The organism is Pseudomonas sp. F-14 TE3482 (assembly GCF_053629455.1).
Genome location: NZ_JBRJII010000001.1, coordinates 3,680,792 through 3,700,794 on the forward strand (window position 1 = coordinate 3,680,792; position 20,003 = coordinate 3,700,794).

Consider the following 20,003-nt stretch of genomic DNA (forward strand, 5'->3'; position numbering starts at 1 on the left):
AGTGTCTTTCAGGCAAAGAGCGGAATGCGCCCGTTAAGGGAAGGACGGTAGTGCCAGGTCAACCGGTCCAAAGCAGGTTGCATCGCCAGGATCTCAGCCAGCGTCGCACGGGCAATGCTTAAGGCCAACACCTGTCCCGGACATTGATGACGCCCCGCGCCGAACGTGAAACCGCGACGGTTCGGGCGATCGAGCAAAAACGCATCGGGATCATCATTAAGCTGCGGATCGCGATTGGCCGAGGCCAGCAGCACCAGGATAACGTCGCCGGTGTTCAGGCTCACGCCGTCAATTTCACACGGCGCGGCGACGAAGCGGCGGGTGTTTTGCACCGACGGGTCGAAGCGCTGGACTTCAGCGATCAAGTCATCAACTTGAGCCGAATCCAACTGTGGGTTTCGGATCAACGCCAATAGCGCATTACCGATCAGCCCAGCGGTGGCTTCGTAAGTCTGGGAGAACAGGCCGATCAGGTTGGCGATCAAAATTTCAGAATCGGTCGATGTCGCCGCAAAACGCTGCCGGATACCGGCGAGCAGAACGCTTCGATTGTTCGGGTCGTCCAGAAGCTCGATGAAATAACCCTTCAGCTGTTCCGCCGCGACATGGGCGGCGTCCAGTTGCGCCTGACCGCTGAGAGGCGACAGGCAGGCGACGAAGTCTGCGGTCAGCTCGCTGATGGCCCGGCCCTGAGCTGGAGAAAACCCCAGCAACGCCGCCACTACGCAGACCGGCCCACGAAACATCGCCGCGTACAACCCGTCGGCGCCTGGTGGGATAAACCGAGCGCCGACCAACGCATTGACCTCATTCACGTCAATCAACGCCAGCCCCGGCTCAATCGCCGCCCTCGGGCAACGCTGCCGCTCGCCTTCATTCATCCGCATCAACTGACCGAACACCTTGCCGGCCATGCCTTGAGCAATGGCCTTGGGCACCGGCTCATGAGATGGCCGCACATGACAGTGCGGATGCGCCAGCACGGCGGCAACGGCTCGGGCACTGCTGGCCACCCACAGTTTCAGTCCTTGATGAAAAACCAGCCCACCCTCGGCGCGCAGTTGCGCGTAGTAAGGGTAGGGATCGGCGTGAGTCGCAGCGATGATCGGGTCCATGGGTCGCAGCCTTATCGGTGGTTGGAAAGTGTTGCTACTATCTCCAGTCCGAAAGGACCTTGATTCGTCCGGGAGCGAAATATGAACGCAGAACAACACAACGTCGGCGTCTCTCAAGTGGCTGCCGCCATCGCGGAACCTGCCCGAACGAAAATCCTCTGTTCGCTGATGGACGGCCACGCCCGCACCAGCACCGAACTGGCGGCGATTGCCGAAGTCAGCGCCTCGACCGCCAGTGCTCATCTGGCCAAGCTCAAGGAACTGGCGCTGGTGCGTTTGCACGTTCAAGGCCGTCACCGCTATTACAGCCTCGCGGACAAGCGCGTGGCCCAGGCACTCGAAGCGCTGATGGTGATCGGCCAGAACGCCGCGCCGACGTTCAACCCGCGCACCCCGGATCGCCTGCAATTCGCCCGCACCTGCTACGACCACATGGCCGGCACGTTGGCGGTATTGCTGCATGACCGGATGATCGAAGCGGGGTGGTTGCTGGAAACCGATGAGCAGGTTTATCAACTGAGCGGCAGTGGTGAAGCGTTGTTCGAAGGATTGGGCATCGACGTCAAAGACCTCGGCGCCTTGCGCCGCCGCTTCGCCTGCCCCTGCCTGGACTGGAGCATGCGTCGGCCACACCTGGGCGGTGCCTTGGGCGCGGCATTGCTGCAAACGGCGATCAAACGCAAATGGGTAACGCAGGATCTGGACAGTCGGGCGCTGGCGTTGACGGCGCTGGGGCGCAAGGAACTCAGTAGTCGGTTCGCCGTTGAGCTGCCGGTTCAGGCAGCGACAGCACAACCTGCGTCCACCGAGACCAGGCGCCGCGCGATCGCCAGCCCTGCGGCTTAGCGACTGGACGAGGCCATCAGTACGCCAAAGCCGGCGAAGGTCACGCCCGAGACTTTCGCCGCCAGCCAGGAACCCTTCGGGCTCGACAACCAGCCTTTGGCGGCATTGGCGAGCAAGGCATAGCTGCCATGCACCAGAATCACCAGTACCCCGTAGGAAGCGACCAGTTTGATGAACTGGGTGTAGAAGTGCGCTGAGGTGTCGATGAATTGCGGGAACACCGCCAGAAAGAAAAACACCGCCTTGGGGTTCAACAGCTGCATCGAAGCCGCTTCAAGGAAGCGATAGCCAGGGCTTGAGGGGCGCGTTTCAAGCAGCGTACTGAAACGATCCGAGCGCCAGCTTTTGTAGCCCAGGTACAACAAATAGGCGGCCCCTGCGTATTTCAACGCAGTGAAGGCGTTCGCGGAGGTGCTGAGTATCAGGCCAACACTGGTGGCGCTGATGGCGGCGACGACAAATGCCCCCGACGCGATCCCCAGAATGCCCGGCACGGCCCCGGTCCAACCGTGTCGCACCGCGTTGGACAGGGTCAGGACCACGCCAGGTCCCGGGCTCAAAATGGTCAGGGTGGCGAAAAGTACAAAGAGTCCATAGCTGTTCATGTCTTGCTCCGTCGGTGGCGCTGGCTGCGTGTTGGCAGATTGGCGTGACGAAACGAGCGTGACAAACGCTTTAATTAAAGCGCATAGGTGACTAAATTAGACCCATGAAAAATCAACTACCGCCGCTTAATGCTGTTCGCGCCTTCGCCGTTGCTGCTCGTCATCAGAGCTTCAGGCTGGCGGCCGAAGAGCTGCATGTCAGCCACAGTGCCGTCAGCCGGCACATCAAATTGCTTGAGGAGTACCTGGGCGTGCTGCTGTTCGAGCGGCGCATCCGTCAATCAGTGCTGACGCCGGCCGGCCAGCGCTTTTATGAACAGGTCAGCGCCGGGCTGTCGCAGATCGCCAACGCTGCCGCTGCGCTCAAGCAACATGCCTCGCTGCCTACCGTGAAGATCAATGTCCGTCCGTCCTTTGCCGTGCTTTGGCTGACGCCCAGGCTGGCGGATTTTGTTGCGCAGCACCCAGGCATCAAGCCGCAGGTGATCACTCAAACCCAGGCACCCGATCAGGCACGCGACGGGTTCGATGTCGTCATTCGCCGTGGCCGTGACGACTGGGCACCGGCGATTGAGGCGCGACCGCTCTTCGAAGACGAACTATTACTGGTCGCGGCGCCATCGCTGATCGAGCGCCTGCCACTTGAAGACCTCACTTCGCTGAGCCGGCACACGTTACTGACCGTCAAGGCGCGTCGCGAAGATTGGCACAATTGGGCCATGCACTTTGGTCAAAGCCAGTCAGCCACTCAGGTCACCCGGCAGTTTGATCACATGCACCTGGCGCTTCAGGCCGCCGTGGATGGAGAGGGCATTGCCCTGTGCCCGACCTCTTTGCTGGGCACCCACCTCTCGAGCGGACGCCTGATTTGCCCGTTGCCCGAGTTGCGTCTGCCATTGCCGCGTTATTACTACGGCGTTGCACCGGACGTGACGGCGCAGACACGGGTGTTTGTGGAGTGGATGTTTGCCCGCATTGCTCAAGATGAGCTGCATTGGCAAACCCCTGGTGCTGTGACCGCTACGCCCTGAAATTCCAGACAATCTCCACCACCCGCACCGCCAGCACCAGGTAGACCAGAAACAGAATGATCTGAAACGCCGTGTGATACGGCAACCTGGACAGCCGACGCAGGCCGTCGCTGACATTAAGCAGCATCAGCACCGCTGACAGCAGGATCAATCCCCAGCCGGCGAGGCTTGAGGTGAGAAACCCCATAAACAAGTACTGATCGCTGTGCAACGCGTTGGTGCCCGCCGCAAACATCAGCGCACACACCAGCAGGTTCTTGATGTTGTCGAACACTTGCGTGGTGAAGTCGGTGTCCAGCAAGGCCAGATACTTTCGCCAGAGTTTTCCCATGGTTTTGATGGCACCCATTGATGGCTGTTGGACGTGGCAAGTCTAGTGACCTTTTCCACGATTCGCGGACGAAAAAAAGCCCGGCCTTCAATAGGATGGCCGGGCTTTTTTGTTCAAACGGACGGTTGCGTCAAATCACACCTTGACGATCCAGCCCGCTGGCGCTTCGACGTCGCCGGTCTGTACACCGGTCAGCTCTTTGTAGAGCTTCTGGGTGATCGGGCCGACTTCGGTTTCGCTGTGGAACACGTGCAGTTTGTCGTTGTAGCTGATACCGCCGATCGGGGTGATCACTGCGGCAGTACCGCAAGCGCCGGCTTCCTTGAAGTCGGACAGCTTGTCGATGAACACGTCACCTTCGACCACTTCCAGGCCCAGACGGGTCTTGGCCAGCTCGATCAACGACAGACGGGTGATGCCCGGCAGTACCGACGGCGAGTTCGGGGTGACGAACTTGTTGTCGTGGGTGATCCCGAAGAAGTTGGCCGAGCCGACTTCCTCGATTTTGGTGTGGGTCAGCGGGTCCAGATAGATGCAGTCGGCGAAGTGCGCCTTCTTGGCCTGGGAACCCGGCATCAGGCTGGCGGCGTAGTTGCCACCGACCTTGGCCGCACCGGTGCCTTGTGGGGCGGCACGGTCGTAGCTGGAGATCAGGAAGTTGTGCGGGGTCAAACCGCCCTTGAAGTAAGCGCCGACCGGGATGCAGAAGATCGAGAAGATGAACTCGGGCGCAGTACGCACACCGATGTTGTCACCCACGCCGATCACGAACGGGCGCAGGTACAGCGCGCCGCCGGTGCCGTAAGGCGGGATGAAACGCTCGTTGGCGCGAACCACTTCCTTGCACGCTTCGACGAACTGTTCGGTGGACACATGCGGCATCAGCAGGCGCGCGCAGCTGCGTTGCATGCGTGCGGCGTTCTGGTCCGGGCGGAACAGGTTGATCGAACCGTCCTTGCAGCGGTAGGCCTTCAGGCCTTCGAAGCACTGCTGGCCATAGTGAAGGGCAGTGGAGCCTTCGCTGATGTGCAGCACGTTGTCTTCGGTCAGGGTGCCTTTGTCCCACTCGCCATTACGCCAGTGCGACAGATAGCGCTTGTCTGTCTTGATGTAGTCAAAACCCAGCTTGTCCCAATTGATGCTTTCGTTACCCATGACACCCTCTATCACTTAACAACCGCCGAAACGGTTCAAGGCTTCTGACATTTTTCTGGATGGGGACAACAATACTTCATTCCGGGCCCATTTCGCAGCCCGGACTATCGGCTCGCTCATTAAATTTGCCGCCGATTATTCATCGTTCGAAACCCTGTGGCGAGGGAGCTTGCTCCCGCTCGGCTGCGAAGCAGTCGTAAAGCCAGACAACGCAGTGTGTCTGGAAGTCAGCAGGGGGCCGCTTCGCAGCCCAGCGGGAGCAAGCTCCCTCGCCACAATTTGACCGCGTTTACAGATGCAGCGCGTGACCAAGGGCACGCAACGCCGCTTCCTGCACCGCCTCACCGAGCGTCGGATGCGCGTGGATGGTGCCGGCGATGTCTTCCAGACGAGCGCCCATTTCCAGGCTCTGGCCAAACGCCGTCGACAACTCCGACACGCCCACACCCACTGCTTGCCAACCAACAATCAGATGATTGTCACGGCGCGCCACGACCCGCACGAAGCCGCTTTTCGACTCCAGCGTCATCGCCCGGCCATTGGCGGCGAACGGGAAGCTGGACACGATGCAGTCCAGCCCCGCAGCCTTGGCTTCGTCCGGGGTCTTGCCGACCACCACCAGTTCCGGGTCGGTGAAGCACACGGCGGCGATGGCGGTCGGGTTGAATTCGCGGTGTTTGCCGCTGATCAGCTCGGCAACCATTTCACCCTGAGCCATGGCCCGGTGCGCGAGCATTGGTTCGCCGCTCAAGTCGCCGATGGCGTAGACGTTACGCATGCTGGTCTGGCAACGGTTGTCGATCTTGATCGCCGAGCCGTTCATGTCCAGATTCAAGGCTTCGAGGTTCCAGCCTTGAGTGTTGGGTTTGCGGCCGACAGCCACCAGTACCTGATCGGTTTCCAGGTTCAAGGTGTCGCCATTCGGGTCACGAACTTGCAACGTATTTCCTTGTGAATCAAAGCCTTCAACGCTGTGCTTCAAGTAAAGCTTCACGCCGAGTTGCTTGAGTGCTTCATGCACCGGATGGGTCAGTTCGGCGTCGTAGGCCGGCAAGATGCGATCCTGCGCCTCGACCACACTGACCTCGGCACCGAGCTTGCGATAGGCAATCCCCAGCTCCAGACCGATGTAACCGCCACCGACCACAACCAAGCGTTTCGGCACGGACGTCGGTGCGAGGGCTTCGGTGGAGGAGATAACCGGCCCGCCAATCGGCAGCATCGGCAGGTTCACACTTTTCGAACCGGTGGCCAGTACCAGGTGCTCGCACTGAATGCGCGTGTCGCCGACTTCGACGGTCTTGCCGTCGATTACTTTGGCCCAGCCTTGAATGACCTGAACCTTGTGCTTCTTTAATAGCGCCGAAACGCCGGTGGTCAGTCGATCAACGATACCGTCCTTCCACTCGACGCTCTTGCTGATGTCCAGGGTCGGCGCCGACACGCTGATGCCCAGCGCCGAGTGTTGGCTGTGGTGCTGCGTCTGGTGGAACTGTTCGGCGACGTGAATCAATGCCTTCGATGGAATGCAGCCGATGTTCAGGCAGGTGCCGCCCAACGATTCGCCTTCCACCAGAATGGTCGAAATGCCCAACTGACCGGCACGGATTGCCGTCACATAACCGCCAGGGCCGCCGCCGATGATCAGCAGCGTGGTGTTCAAAGTCTGTTGCATGACCTTCTCCACAAATGCCTACTCAACAAAAAGCGTGGCGGGTTGTTCGAGCAAACCACGGATGGCCTGGATGAATTGCGCCGCGTCCATGCCATCGACCACGCGGTGATCGAAGGAGCTGGAGAGGTTCATCATCTTGCGGATCACGATCTGGCCTTTGACGACCATCGGCCGTTCGACGATTTTGTTCACGCCGACGATCGCCACTTCCGGCAGGTTCAGCACCGGGGTGCTGACGATGCCGCCCAGGGCGCCGAGGCTGGTCAGGGTGATGGTCGAACCGGACAGCTCATCGCGGCTGGCCTTGCCAGTGCGCGCAGCGGTGGCCAGACGCGAGATTTCCGTGGCGCTGTCCCACAGGCTGCGGGTTTCGGCATGGCGCACAACCGGCACCATCAAACCGATGTCGGCTTGGGTGGCGACACCCACATGCACCGCGCCGAGGCGGGTGATGACTTGCGCTTCGTCGTCGTAACGGGCGTTGATCTGCGGGAAGTCGCGCAGAGCCACGACCAGCGCGCGGACCAGGAACGGCAGCAAGGTCAGCTTGCCGCGGGTTGCGCCGTGTTTTTCGTTCAGGTGTGCGCGCAGTTCTTCCACGGCAGTGACGTCGATTTCTTCGACGTAACTGAAGTGGGCGGCACGCTGAGTGGCGTCCTGCATGCGCTGGGCGATCTTGCGACGCATGCCGATCACCGGGATTTGCTCTTCGTCGTTACGCTGGGCGTAAGCGGCGGTGGCGGTCGATGCGTTCGACTGACCGTGAGCCAGATAAGCCTCGAGGTCTTCGTGCAGAATCCGACCGGCAGGGCCGCTGCCACGCACCAGACGCAATTGAATGCCGAGGTCCAGCGCATGTTTGCGCACGGCCGGGGAGGCCAGCGGGCGCTCATCGGCCTCGCGCGCAACCATCGGACCTTGGCACGCGGCCGCCGGGCGAGGCGCTGCAACCGGTTTGTTTTCAACAACGGCTTCAACTTTCGGCGCTGCAACGGGTGCTTCTTTAATCGCAGCTGGTTGAGCCGACTCTTTAACGTTGCCCGCGCCTTCGACTTCGATGCTGATCAGAATGCTGCCCACTGCCATGACTTCGCCAGGCTGGCCGCCCAGCGCAATCACCTTGCCATGCACCGGGGATGGAATGTCGACCATCGCCTTGTCGGTCATGACATCGGCCAGCACCTGATCTTCGACAACCATGTCGCCGACCTTGACGTGCCACTGAGACAGTTCAACTTCTGCAATGCCTTCGCCAATGTCCGGCATCTTGATAACGTGCGTGCCCATTCAGACCTCCATAACCCGATGCAAAGCCGCGCCCACGCGGGACGGCCCAGGGAAATACGCCCACTCTTGCGCGTGCGGGTAGGGAGTGTCCCAACCGGTGACGCGCTCGATCGGCGCTTCCAGGTAGTGGAAGCAATGCTCTTGCACCAGCGCGACCAGTTCGGCGCCGAAGCCGCAAGTGCGGGTCGCTTCGTGAACGATCACGCAACGGCCGGTTTTCTTCACCGACTTGACGATGGTTTCCAGGTCCAGCGGCCACAGGCTGCGCAGGTCGATGACTTCGGCGTCGATACCGGTTTCTTCAGCCGCCACTTGCGACACATAAACGGTGGTGCCGTAGGTCAGGATGGTCACGTCTTTGCCGGGACGCGCGATGGCAGCGACATCCAGTGGCACGGTGTAGTAACCGTCCGGCACTTGCGCGGCGGGGTGTTTCGACCACGGGGTTACCGGACGGTCGTGGTGGCCGTCGAACGGGCCGTTGTACAGGCGTTTTGGTTCGAGGAAGATCACCGGGTCATCGTTTTCGATGGAGGCGATCAGCAGGCCTTTGGCGTCGTAAGGGTTGGACGGCATGACCGTGCGCAAACCGCAAACCTGGGTGAACATCGCCTCGATGCTCTGGCTGTGGGTCTGGCCACCATAGATGCCGCCGCCGCAGGGCATGCGCAGGGTCATCGGTGCAGTGAATTCGCCAGCCGAGCGATAACGCAGGCGGGCGGCTTCGGAAATGATCTGGTCCGACGCCGGGTAAACATAATCGGCGAACTGGATCTCGGCCACCGGCCGTAAACCGTAAGCGCCCATGCCCACTGCGACGCCGACGATGCCGCTTTCGGAGATCGGCGCATCGAACACCCGGGAGGTGCCGTACTTGTTCTGCAGCCCTTCGGTGCAACGGAACACGCCGCCGAAATAACCGACGTCCTGGCCGAACACCACGACGTTATCGTCACGCTCAAGCATCACATCCATGGCCGAGCGCAGGGCCTGGATCATGGTCATGGTGGTCGTGGTCATGGCGGTTTCCAACTCGATTTTATTGTTGTGATCGTTCATGTCAGATCCCCAACTCTTGACGCTGGCGCTTCAAGTGCTCCGGCATCTCTTTGTAGACGTCTTCGAACATGGTCGCGGCGCTCGGAATCTGGCCGCCGGCGAGGGTGCCGTACTGCTCGGCTTCTTTCTGCGCGGCGATCACTTCGGCTTCCAGCTCGGCGCTGACGGCGACGTGTTCCTCTTCAGACCACTGACCGATTTTGATCAGGTGCTGCTTGAGGCGCGCAATCGGGTCGCCCAACGGGAAGTGGCTCCAATCGTCGGCAGGACGGTATTTGGACGGATCATCGGACGTCGAGTGCGGGCCGGCGCGGTAGGTGACCCATTCGATCATGGTCGGGCCGAGGTTGCGGCGCGCGCGTTCGGCGGCCCAGGCAGAGGCGGCGTACACCGCGACAAAATCGTTGCCATCGACCCGCAGGGAGGCAATGCCGCAACCGACGCCGCGTCCGGCGAAAGTAGTGGCTTCACCACCGGCAATCGCCTGGAACGTCGAGATCGCCCACTGGTTGTTGACCACGTTGAGGATCACCGGCGCACGGTAGACGTGGGCGAAGGTGAGGGCGGTGTGGAAGTCCGATTCAGCGGTAGCACCGTCGCCGATCCAGGCCGAGGCGATTTTGGTATCGCCCTTGATCGCCGAGGCCATGCCCCAGCCCACGCCTTGTACGAATTGGGTGGCGAGGTTGCCGGAAATGGTGAAGAAACCAGCGTCCTTGACCGAGTACATGATCGGCAGTTGACGGCCCTTGAGCGGATCGCGCTCGTTGGACAGCAGTTGGCAGATCAGGTCGACCAGCGGCACGTCGCGGGCCATGAGGATGCTTTGTTGACGGTAGGTGGGGAAGCACATGTCGTCGATGTTCAAGGCCAGGGCCTGGGCGCTGCCGATGGCTTCTTCGCCAAGGCTTTGCATGTAGAACGACATTTTTTTCTGACGCTGGGCGACCACCATGCGGTTGTCGAAAATCCGCGTCTTGAGCATGGCGCGCATGCCTTTACGCAGGATCTCGACGGGCACGCCTTCAGCCCATGGGCCGAGGGCATTGCCTTGGTCGTCGAGCACGCGAATCAGGCCTTTGGCCAGATCAGCCGTGTCGGCCGGTTCAACGTCGATTGGGGGTTTGCGCACCAAGCCTGCGTCAGTCAGATGCAGGTAGGAGAAGTCGGTTTTGCAGCCGGGGCGGCCCGAAGGTTCGGGAACGTGCAGGCGCAGCGGTTCGTACGCTTGGTTCATGGCTTCTACGCTCGATCTTGTGAATTTCTTGTAGTGAGCTGGCAGTCATTCTTCGATAAAAGAAATCTTGTCCTACAACAATCATAGGCCGGCCCAAGAAGAATATTTCTCTCTGTTTCGTTGCGCTTGAGGTTATTTGAGGATAAAAATTCTGCATAAACATAAAAAGCAGGTGGTTTTGTCTCATGCGCAAACTGGACCGTACCGATATCGGCATTCTCAACAGCCTTCAGGAGAACGCGCGCATCACCAACGCCGACCTCGCGCGCTCGGTGAACTTGTCGCCCACGCCGTGCTTCAACCGGGTCAAGGCGATGGAAGAATTAGGGCTGATTCGTGAGCAAGTGACCCTGCTGGATGCCGACCTGCTGGGGCTGCATGTGAATGTGTTCATTCACGTCAGCCTGGAGAAACAGGTGGAGGAGGCGTTGCAGCATTTCGAAGAGGCGATCTCGGATCGCCCGGAAGTGATGGAGTGCTATTTGATGGCCGGCGACCCGGACTATCTGATCCGCGTACTGGTGCCGACCATTCAGTCGCTGGAGCGCTTCATGATGGATTTTTTGACCAAGGTGCCGGGGGTGGCGAACATCCGTTCGAGCTTTGCGCTCAAGCAGGTGCGGTATAAGACGGCGTTGCCGTTGCCGGCGAATGGGTTGACGTTGGCCAATTGAAGATCAAAAGATCGCAGGCTTCGCCAGCTCCTACATTGATCGTGTGCACCATGATCTTGCGGATGCATCCGGCCCCGTAGGAGCTGCCGAAGGCTGCGATCTTTTGATCTTGATTTACAGCTTATTAATCGGAATCTTCAGGTAAGTCACGCCATTCTCTTCCGCCGGCGGCAAATTCCCCGCCCGCACATTCACCTGAATCGCCGGCAACAACAGCGTCGGCATGCCCAACCCGGCATCGCGCCGGGTGCGCATGGCGACGAAGGTGGCCTCATCAATGCCATCGTGAATATGGATGTTGCTTTTCCGCTGCTCGCCAACCGTGCTCTGGCATTGCGGGGCGCGGCCCGGAGGCGGGTAATCGTGGCAGACGTAGAGGCGAACGCTGGCGGGGAAGGCCAACAGTTTGTGGATCGAGGCAAACATCTGGTTGGCATTGCCGCCGGGGAAGTCGCAGCGCGCGGTGCCGACGTCCGGCATGAACAACGTATCGCCCACCAGAATCATATCGCCATCGATTAAATAGGCCATGTCCGCCGGGGTATGGCCGGGCACATGCAGGGCTGTGGCCTTGAGATTGCCGACCCGGAATGACTCGCCCGGCGCGAACAGGTGATCGAACTGTGAACCATCGACGCTAAATCCCGGTTCAAGGTTGAACAGCGTCTTGAACACGTCCTGAACCTTGCTGATCGACTCACCGATCGCAATCTTGCCCCCCAATTCCCGACGCAGATACGGCGCGGCGGACAGGTGATCGGCATGGGCGTGGGTTTCCAGCAGCCATTGCACCTGCAACTGATGTTCGCGCACGAAGGCGATGATTTTGTCGGCCTGGACGGTCGCGGTGCGCCCGGCGGCGGGGTCGTAATCCAGCACTGGGTCGACAATCGCGCAGTGCCCGCCATCGTGCTCGTAGATCACGTAGCTGTAAGTCGACGAGGCGGGGTCGAGGAAGGCTTCAATCAACGCAGACATGGGGACGAACCTGTGGAAAGGGGCGGGAGGACAATAACCGGTTGCAACACTTTATGTTTAAACATAATGTCCGCAGCTTAAGTGACGTCGAAGGCATCCTGCAAATGCAATCCAGTCTGACCGAATGTGAAGTCGCCCAACTCCGGGCCTCGGCCTCCAAAGCTTGCGCGCTGCTCAAGGCCTTGGCCAACGAGGATCGCTTGCTGATTCTCTGCCAATTGACCCAGGGCGAGCGCAACGTCGGCGAACTGGAGAAAATGACCGGCGTGCGCCAGCCCACACTGTCCCAGCAGCTGGGCATCCTGCGCGACGAGGGATTGGTCGCCACCCGTCGTGAAGGCAAGTACATATTCTATGGTTTAGCCAGTCACGAAGTGATTCAGGTGATGAAAACGCTGTCCGGCCTGTACTGCGGAGCGGTGCTGAAAAGCTGGGGCTGAGCCTGATAGCCGTAATGCGGGACTGAACCCGGCGCCATGCGTGCAATAACAAGGAATGAATGATGAACGATCAACACTGGGGCCCATCCATCAGTGCCGACATCGTGGTAATAGGCGGCGGGACCGCCGGCATTGGTTTGGTTGCCAGCCTGCTGAAACGCGATCCTGGTTTAAACATCACCGTCATCGAACCCGACAGCCAGCATTACTACCAACCGGCGTGGACGCTGGTGGGCGGCGGTGCTTACTCGGTGAAAAACACCGCGCGCCCGATGTCCTCGGTAATGCCGCGTCAGGCCACCTGGTTGCAGGCGTGCGTGACTGACATCGCCCCCGACAGCAAACAGCTGACCCTCGACGATGGCCGCACCGTCAGTTACCGGAACCTCGTCGTCTGCCCCGGTTTGCGCCTGGCCTGGGAGAAAATCGAAGGCTTGCAGGACACCCTCGGCCAGAACGGCGTGACCTCCAATTACAGCTATCGGCATGCGGCCTACACCTGGGAACTGGTCCAGGGATTGCGCGGCGGCAAAGCGATCTTCACTCAGCCAGCGGTGCCGATCAAATGCGCCGGTGCGCCACAGAAAGCCTTGTACTTGTCCTGCGATCACTGGCGTAAAACCGGCGTTCTGAACAAATTCGACGTCGAGTTCAATCTGGCCGGCGCTGCGTTATTCGGCGTGGCGACATTCGTGCCGCCGCTCATGAAGTACATCGAAAAGTACAACGCCCGGCTGGCCTTCAATTCCAATCTGGTCAAGGTTGACGGGCCATCGAAAACCGCGTGGTTCGAGGTCAAGGACGCTGCAGGTGTCGTGACCGTACAAGAAAAAACCTTCGACCTGCTGCACGTCGTACCGCCTCAGGTCTCGCCGGATTTCATCCGCCAAAGCCCGTTGGCCGATGCCGCTGGCTGGTGCGAAGTGAACCCGCACAGCCTGCAACACGTGCGCTATACCGACGTCTTTGCCTTGGGCGATGTCTGTTCCACCAGCAACGCGAAAACTGCCGCCGCCGCGCGCAAGCAGATCGTGGTGGTGGCGCAAAACCTTCTGGCCCTGCGCAAGCAACAGCCGTTGCCACTCAAGTACGACGGCTACGGTTCCTGCCCGCTGACGGTGGAGAAGGGCAAGGTGATCCTCGCCGAGTTCGGTTACGCCGGTAAGTTGCTGCCGACCTTTCCCCTCGACCCGACGGTGGCGCGCCGTTCGGCCTGGTTCCTCAAGGCAACCTTGCTGCCGTGGTTCTACTGGAATGGCCTGCTCAAGGGCCGTGAATGGCTGACCCATCTGTCCAAGGTTGACTGAGAGAACCCTATGTTGCTGGCCAGTTTTTTCGGTGTGGTCATGGGGCTGGTGCTCGGTTTGACCGGGGCCGGTGGCGGTATTCTTGCGGTGCCGGCCTTGGTGCTGGGGCTGGGCTTGACCATGACCCAAGCGGCGCCCGTTGCCTTGTTCGCGGTGGGCAGTGCGGCGGCGATCGGTGCGATCGACGGTTTGCGCCATGGCCTGGTGCGCTATCGCGCCGCGTTGTTGATAGCGCTGCTGGGTGCGGTGTTTTCGCCGGTGGGCATCTACTTCGCCCATCAGTTGCCGGAAAAGATCCTGATGGTTCTGTTCAGTCTGCTGATGGTCATGGTGGCCTGGCGGATGCTGCGCCGGGAAAAGCCCGACGATGGCCCGAGCGATCACGGCCATGCCAACTGGGGCCAGAAAAACTGCATGCTCGATCAGCAGACCGGGCGCTTTTCCTGGACCGCCAAATGCACCGCCACCCTGGCGGCACTCGGCGCGGTGACCGGTGTGGTTTCGGGGCTGCTCGGGGTCGGTGGCGGCTTTCTGATTGTGCCGGCGTTCAAGCAACTGACCGATGTGCAGATGCGCGGCATCGTCGCCACGTCGTTGATGGTGATCAGCCTGATCTCGGTAATCGGCGTGATCGGCGCGTTTCATGCCGGGGTGCGGATCGATGGTTTGGGCGGGTCGTTCATTGTCGCCAGCATCGTCGGAATGATCCTCGGTCGAAAACTCTGCGCGCGGGTGCCGGCCCGAGGGCTGCAGATCGGCTTCGCCAGCGTCTGCGTGGTGATCGCCGTTTACATGCTGTTTAGAGCGCTCGCCTAGCCGGCACCGGTTCCTGTGGACGCCAGTCCGGTCCACAGGCGTACGCCCTAAGTTCCGGGCCTGTCCGACGGGCGGTCTTACGCCGAATTTGCCGCGCGCTACCCGCCAATCCAAAGCAGCTCACAACCGCACCCAAGGCAGCGTATGACGCCGCCGGTCCACTTTCGATAATCGCCTCCGACATCAAGTCCCCCGTTGCGGAGCGCGTCATGCACAACAATAAGAACTTCAAGCATCGTTTCTTGCCGGCCTTCATCGCCAGCCTGTCGTCCTTTGGCCTGAGCTCAATGGCCGAGGCCGAGATCATGCTGTACGACAAGGACCAGACCACGTTCTCCACGGATGGCTACATCAACGCCTTCTACGTGAACAGCGACGTGGACCGGGCCGGCGAGCAGTACGACCGGCGCCAGGCGCGGGTGAAGATGGGATTTCTGCCCAACTACCTGGGCTTCAACATGGGCAAGCAGGTCGATGATCTCAAGCTCGGTGCCCGCGCCTCGTTCTGGGTGACCATCAACGACAGCGAAACCAACGGCACCGACACCGCCATCGACGTGCGGCAGTTCTATGGCACGGTAGCCAATCCAGAGTGGGGCGAGGTGCTGATCGGCAAGGACTTCGGCCTGTTTGCCCGCTCCAACATCCTGCTCGACGAATTACTCGCCGGTTATGGTCAGGTCAGCGATACGTTGGGCCTGGTGGACGGCGGCGGGGTGTCGTTCGGCAACATCGGCAGCGGTTATCCATACCCGTTCCCGACCTCGCAAATTACCTATCGCACCCCGGTGATGGACGGCTTGCGGGTGGCGGTCGGAATCATGGACCCGGTCGACACCAACGACAGCAGCGCGACGGGTAAGGCGTATCAGGAGAACCCGCGCACCGAGAGCGAGATCACCTATCAGTTCGACGTCGGCGGGGCGAAGATTTACAGCTGGCTCAACGGCAGCTACCAGACTTCGGACAACACCGATTCCAGCATCGAGTCCGTCACCTCCAAAGGCGTCGGTTACGGCGTGCAGGCGAAGATGGGCGGGCTGTCGCTGACCGGCTCCGGCTTCCAGGCCAAGGGCATCAACCCGTTCTTCACCAACAACGCCGGCGAACCGACCCTGCGCAATGTCGACAGCGACGGTTACCTGTTGCAGGGCTCCTACAAACTGGGCAAAAACCGCTTGGCACTGTCTTACGGCAAGACCGAGGACGACGGCAACGGCGTGGTCGGCAGCGGTGCCGATTACGAGACCCGCGGCATCGCGCTGTTCCATGACGTCAACGACAACCTGAAGCTGGTGGCCGAGTACAACCAGTTCGAAATCAATGGCCACGACACCACGGCCCAGAATGAAGACACCGATACGTTTGCGGTGGGGGCGGTGTTGACCTGGTAACTGGCTGACTAACCACTACGTGTGGCGTGGAGGCTTGCCTGTGGCGAGGGAGCTTGCTGTGGCGAGGGAGCTTGTTCCCGTTGGGTCGCGAAGCGACCCCCCGATTCTAGTCGCGCATCGGCCAGAATTTGGGGGACTGCTTCGCAGTCCAGCGGGAGCAAGCTCCCTCGCCACAAAAGTGTCAGCCATCAAACGTTCTATCCCCCCGGCTCTCATCCCATCGAACCCCCCACCCGCTACCCAAGTAGCATTCGCCACCGCCCGCAGGCTTCGTACACTCGTGCCTCATACAGGCGCACCGGCGAGGGGCGAGGATGCAGCAGGTTCAGAACGACGGTGTGGTCAGTGGCATGTCCCAGGCCACCGATGCCCAGCAAGCGGCTCAGGATCTGGCGCGACAACTCTTGCATCCGCATTTGGGCTTTGTGCTGTTCTTCTGCTCCGCCGAGTACGACTTGCAGGCGCTGGGGCAGGCATTGCAACAGAGCTTCGGCGGCATTCGTCTGGTGGGCTGCACCAGTGCCGGAGAAATCACCCCCCAAGGCTATGGCCGCAGCTGCGTGACGGCGGTGGGCTTCGATCATCGGCACTTTTCCATCTCCACCGAACTGATCGACGAGATGGAGCATTTCAGCCTGATCGATGCCCAGCAAATGGTCGAGCGACTGGTCAGCGGCTGTCGCAGCAACACCCTGGCGCCGATCAAGGGCAACAGCTTTGCCCTGACCCTGCTCGATGGCTTGTCCAGCCGTGAGGAAATGGTTCTCGCCGCCCTGAGTGCGGCGCTGGGCGACATTCCGCATTTTGGCGGTTCAGCCGGCGACGACAACTACCTGACCCACACTCACGTGTATTTCGGCGGCGAGTTTCACAGCGGCGCGGCGGTGGTGGTGCTGGTCAATACCTGGCTGGACTTCGAAGTCTTCACCACTCACCACATTCTGCCCAGGGCCGAGAAACTGGTGGTCACCGCTGCCGACAGCACCTCGCGCCGGGTGTTCGAACTGAATGCCGAACCCGCCGCCGAGGAATACGCCCGGCACATCGGCGTGGCGGTGGCCGACCTCGATTATCGGATCTTCGCCGCGCATCCGTTGGCGGTGCGAATCAACGATCAGTATTACGTGCGTGCGATCCAGCAGGTTCATCCAGACCTGAGCCTGAGTTTCTACTGCGCGGTGGAAAACGGCATCGTCCTCACCGTCATGACCCCCGGCCCCATGCTGCCGAATTTGCAAAATCTGTTCGACGGTTTGCAGGAGCGTCTCGGGGACCTGTTGCTGACCATCGGCTGCGACTGTTTTCTCAGGCGTCTGGAACTGGAAGACGGCGGCAATCTCGAGCAGATCGGCGCGTTTCTGCGGGAGCAACGGGTGATGGGTTTCAACACCTACGGAGAACAGTTCAATGGCATGCACATCAACCAGACCTTCACCGGGGTTGCCATTGCCCGAGGCCGCTCCCTTGGACAGCGCTGACCTTCAGGCGCAGATCGCCAGCCTGCGCCACGAAAACCACAAACTGCAGCGCATCAATGGCGCGCTGATCGAGCGCATCGAATCCGGCATCACCCGGGGCAACGACCCGTACGCGGCGTTCCAGCATTCGGTGGTGCTGGCCGAACAGGTGCGTGAGCGCACCGATGCCCTGAACCAGGCCATGGCCGAACTCAAGGCCGGCAATCATTTGCTCAGCGAGGCACGGCTGCGAGCCGAAACCGCCCATCAACACTTGATCGACGCCATCGAAAGCATTTCCGACGCCTTTGTGCTGTTCGACGCCGAGCAGCGGATCGTGCTGTTCAATAGTCGCTTCAAGGCGTTTTGGGGCAACAGCCGGGTGCGCATCAATGCCGGCATGCGCCTGCGCGAGGTCAAACGGTTGATGACCGCGACCGGACTGTTCAGCGAAGAACCCCGCGGGCATGCCGACGAAAACCTGCTCTATCGCCTGCACAACGGGCGCTGGCTGCAAGTCAGTGAACGGCCGACTCAGGAAGGCGGGCGGGTGATTCTGTTCACCGACATTACCGACGTCAAACTCAGCGAAACCCTGCGCCGCGAGCAGGCGGTGGCGCAGAAGTCGCACTTGTTACAACGGGCGGTCGACAACCTGTCCCAAGGGGTGGCGATGGTCAACGCCGAGGGCATTCTGGAACTGTGGAACCGGCGCTTCCTGGAACTCAGCGGCCTGGCCCCGGTGGCGGCTCATCGACCGTTCGCCGAAGTGATTGCCGACAGCGAACTGAACCTGCTGACCCCGGCCAGTCGCGATCCGAACGGGCGGCATGTACAGGAATGCGAGCAGCGCCTCTACGATGGCCGGGTGCTGGAAATCCGCACCCATCCGTTGCCCACCGGCGGTTTCGTCAACACCTTCACCGACATCACCGAACGCTACCAGCACGCCGAAGCGCTCAGCGAAAGCGAGCGCTGGATTCGCCTGATCACCGACCATGTGCCGGCGCTGATCGCTTACTTGAATGCCGATCTGGTCTATGAATTCACCAACAAAGTCTACGAAGAATGGTACTGCTGGCCCCGGGGCGTGATGCTCGGGCAGAGCCTGCGCGAAGTCCACAGCGAGCAGCACTATCAGCGCCTGGAAGCCTACGTGGCCCGGGCCCTGGCCGGCGAGAGCGTGACGTTCGAGTTTGCCGAAACCAACATCAACAATCAGGAGCGCTACATGCTGCGCTCCTACGTGCCCAATCGCCTGGCCACCGGGGAAGTGGTGGGGATTTTCGTGTTGATCCGTGACATCACCGAGCGCCGCCGCACCGCTGAGGCGTTGCATCAGGCCTATCAGAACCTTGAATTGCGGGTGCGTGAACGCACCACCGAACTGACCACCCTCAATGACCAATTGCTGCGCGAAATCGACGAACGCCGCCGGGTGGAATCACGCTTGCGCGAGGCCAAGCTCGAGGCCGAGCAGGCCAACCTGTCGAAGACCAAATTTCTCGCGGCGGTCAGCCACGATCTGCTGCAACCGCTGAATGCCGCGCGGCTGTTTACCAGTGCCTTGCTGGAGCGCCGGGAGCCGGTGGCCAACGAGACGCTGGTGCGCAACGTGAGCAATTCCCTGGAAGACGTGGAAAATCTGTTGGGCACGCTGGTGGACATTTCCAAACTCGATGCCGGGGTGATCAAGGCCGACATTGCGCCTTTCGCCCTCAGCGAATTGCTGGAAAACCTCGCCGCGGAATACACCCAAGTGGCCCGCAGCGAAGGTCTCGAGCTGCATTTCATCCCCTGTTCGGCGTTGGTGCGCAGCGACATTCAGTTGCTCGCGCGGATTCTGCGTAATCTGCTGAGCAATGCTATTCGCTACACCTACAGCGGCCGGGTAGTGCTTGGTTGCCGACGTCATCACCAGCGACTGACCATTGAAGTCTGGGACAGCGGCATGGGCATTGCCGAAAACCGTCTGGAGGAGATTTTTCAGGAGTTCAAACGCGGTGACGTGCAGCGTCCCGATCAGGATCGCGGCTTGGGGCTGGGCCTGGCGATTGTCGAGAAAATCGCCCGTATTCTTGGCCATCGGATCCATGTGCGTTCATGGCCGGGCAAAGGCTCGATGTTTTCCGTCGAAGTACCGTTGAGTGCCACGGCGCCCAAGGCGTTGCCGAACCTGCTGATGAGTGAACCGATGCTCGAGCGCCTGCGCGGTGCGCGGGTGTGGGTGCTGGACAACGACGCGGCGATTTGCGCGGGGATGCGCACCTTGCTCGAAGGTTGGGGCTGCCGGGTGATCACGGCGCTGTCGGAAGAGGACCTGGCGCGGCAAGTGGATAATTATCACGCCGAAGCCGACCTGCTGATCGCCGACTATCACCTGGATGACGAGAAGAATGGTGTCGACGCCGTGGCCCGCATCAACGCCCGGCGTGCTTCAGCGATCCCGGCGATGATGATCACCGCCAACTACAGCAACGAACTCAAACAGCAGATCCGCGAACTGGGCCACACCCTGATGCACAAACCGGTGCGGCCGATGAAGCTCAAGACGGCGATGAGTCATTTGCTTGGTCGGCCTTGAGTTTTCTGGTGT

The 20,003-nt window shown here is 60.7% G+C and carries 18 protein-coding genes; 9 read left to right on the forward strand and 9 right to left on the reverse strand.

Features of this window, described 5'->3' with window-relative positions; translation table 11 throughout:
• Positions 1 to 8 precede the first annotated feature (8 nt).
• The gene (locus AB7M26_RS16650; protein ID WP_123495260.1) at positions 9 to 1,115 is read right to left on the reverse strand and encodes a cytochrome P450; all 1,107 of its coding nucleotides are present in this window, start codon (positions 1,113 to 1,115) and stop codon (positions 9 to 11) included.
• Positions 1,116 to 1,196: 81 nt separating this feature from the next.
• Between AB7M26_RS16650 and AB7M26_RS16655 the strand changes: the two genes are divergently transcribed.
• A complete protein-coding gene (locus AB7M26_RS16655) occupies positions 1,197 to 1,961 on the forward strand; it encodes an ArsR/SmtB family transcription factor (RefSeq protein WP_123495258.1) in 765 nt (254 codons plus the stop codon).
• Here the strand turns inward: AB7M26_RS16655 and AB7M26_RS16660 are convergent.
• Positions 1,958 to 2,566: a LysE family translocator gene (locus AB7M26_RS16660; RefSeq protein WP_123495256.1), complete on the reverse strand. Its 609-nt coding sequence runs from the start codon at positions 2,564 to 2,566 to the stop codon at positions 1,958 to 1,960. The genes AB7M26_RS16655 and AB7M26_RS16660 overlap by 4 nt on opposite strands.
• 104 nt (positions 2,567 to 2,670) lie before the next feature.
• On the opposite strand from AB7M26_RS16660, the gene AB7M26_RS16665 reads away from it, so the two are divergent.
• Positions 2,671 to 3,597 carry a LysR substrate-binding domain-containing protein gene (locus tag AB7M26_RS16665; protein WP_123495254.1) on the forward strand — a complete coding sequence of 309 codons (927 nt, stop codon included), beginning with the start codon at positions 2,671 to 2,673 and terminating at the stop codon, positions 3,595 to 3,597.
• Here the strand turns inward: AB7M26_RS16665 and AB7M26_RS16670 are convergent.
• From AB7M26_RS16670 to AB7M26_RS16695, 6 genes are all read right to left on the reverse strand, one after another.
• The gene (locus AB7M26_RS16670; protein ID WP_008071311.1) at positions 3,587 to 3,928 is read right to left on the reverse strand and encodes a hypothetical protein; all 342 of its coding nucleotides are present in this window, start codon (positions 3,926 to 3,928) and stop codon (positions 3,587 to 3,589) included. The two genes, AB7M26_RS16665 and AB7M26_RS16670, sit on opposite strands and share 11 nt — an antisense overlap.
• A 135-nt stretch (positions 3,929 to 4,063) precedes the next feature.
• A complete protein-coding gene (locus AB7M26_RS16675) occupies positions 4,064 to 5,083 on the reverse strand; it encodes a branched-chain amino acid aminotransferase (RefSeq protein WP_192343602.1) in 1,020 nt (339 codons plus the stop codon).
• Between the two features lie 289 nt (positions 5,084 to 5,372).
• Positions 5,373 to 6,758 carry a dihydrolipoyl dehydrogenase gene (gene lpdA, locus AB7M26_RS16680; protein WP_429385264.1) on the reverse strand — a complete coding sequence of 462 codons (1,386 nt, stop codon included), beginning with the start codon at positions 6,756 to 6,758 and terminating at the stop codon, positions 5,373 to 5,375.
• Positions 6,759 to 6,776: 18 nt separating this feature from the next.
• Complete coding sequence (locus AB7M26_RS16685; protein ID WP_429385266.1) at positions 6,777 to 8,045, reverse strand: dihydrolipoamide acetyltransferase family protein; 1,269 nt, start codon at positions 8,043 to 8,045, stop codon at positions 6,777 to 6,779.
• Positions 8,046 to 9,104 carry an alpha-ketoacid dehydrogenase subunit beta gene (locus tag AB7M26_RS16690; RefSeq protein WP_048394689.1) on the reverse strand — a complete coding sequence of 353 codons (1,059 nt, stop codon included), beginning with the start codon at positions 9,102 to 9,104 and terminating at the stop codon, positions 8,046 to 8,048.
• Between the two features lies 1 nt (position 9,105).
• Positions 9,106 to 10,341, reverse strand: coding sequence for a 3-methyl-2-oxobutanoate dehydrogenase (2-methylpropanoyl-transferring) subunit alpha (locus AB7M26_RS16695; protein ID WP_007895123.1), 1,236 nt, complete (start codon positions 10,339 to 10,341; stop codon positions 9,106 to 9,108).
• A 185-nt stretch (positions 10,342 to 10,526) separates the two neighbouring features.
• Between AB7M26_RS16695 and bkdR the strand changes: the two genes are divergently transcribed.
• Positions 10,527 to 11,015 carry a Bkd operon transcriptional regulator BkdR gene (bkdR, locus tag AB7M26_RS16700; protein WP_017339472.1) on the forward strand — a complete coding sequence of 163 codons (489 nt, stop codon included), beginning with the start codon at positions 10,527 to 10,529 and terminating at the stop codon, positions 11,013 to 11,015.
• Between the two features lie 114 nt (positions 11,016 to 11,129).
• Here the strand turns inward: bkdR and AB7M26_RS16705 are convergent, their stop codons facing one another.
• Positions 11,130 to 11,993: an MBL fold metallo-hydrolase gene (locus AB7M26_RS16705; protein WP_429385269.1), complete on the reverse strand. Its 864-nt coding sequence runs from the start codon at positions 11,991 to 11,993 to the stop codon at positions 11,130 to 11,132.
• Positions 11,994 to 12,097: 104 nt separating this feature from the next.
• Here AB7M26_RS16705 and AB7M26_RS16710 point away from each other — a divergent pair, with 104 nt between their 5' ends.
• The 6 genes from AB7M26_RS16710 (at position 12,098) to nahK (ending at position 19,991) form a co-directional block, all read left to right on the forward strand.
• Positions 12,098 to 12,433 (forward strand): ArsR/SmtB family transcription factor, encoded by a 336-nt coding sequence (locus AB7M26_RS16710; protein WP_026331709.1) that lies wholly within the window; start codon positions 12,098 to 12,100, stop codon positions 12,431 to 12,433.
• A 62-nt stretch (positions 12,434 to 12,495) separates the two neighbouring features.
• Complete coding sequence (locus AB7M26_RS16715; protein ID WP_429385271.1) at positions 12,496 to 13,740, forward strand: NAD(P)/FAD-dependent oxidoreductase; 1,245 nt, start codon at positions 12,496 to 12,498, stop codon at positions 13,738 to 13,740.
• 9 nt (positions 13,741 to 13,749) lie between these two features.
• Positions 13,750 to 14,556 carry a sulfite exporter TauE/SafE family protein gene (locus tag AB7M26_RS16720; protein WP_429385273.1) on the forward strand — a complete coding sequence of 269 codons (807 nt, stop codon included), beginning with the start codon at positions 13,750 to 13,752 and terminating at the stop codon, positions 14,554 to 14,556.
• A gap of 209 nt (positions 14,557 to 14,765) precedes the next feature.
• Complete coding sequence (locus AB7M26_RS16725) at positions 14,766 to 15,950, forward strand: porin (RefSeq protein WP_429376032.1); 1,185 nt, start codon at positions 14,766 to 14,768, stop codon at positions 15,948 to 15,950.
• A 314-nt stretch (positions 15,951 to 16,264) separates the two neighbouring features.
• Positions 16,265 to 17,428: a nitric oxide-sensing protein NosP gene (gene nosP, locus AB7M26_RS16730; protein WP_429376033.1), complete on the forward strand. Its 1,164-nt coding sequence runs from the start codon at positions 16,265 to 16,267 to the stop codon at positions 17,426 to 17,428.
• Positions 17,358 to 19,991, forward strand: coding sequence for a hybrid sensor histidine kinase/response regulator NahK/ErcS' (nahK, locus tag AB7M26_RS16735; protein WP_429376034.1), 2,634 nt, complete (start codon positions 17,358 to 17,360; stop codon positions 19,989 to 19,991). The genes nosP and nahK overlap by 71 nt, the downstream gene beginning before the upstream one ends.
• Positions 19,992 to 20,003 lie beyond the last annotated feature (12 nt).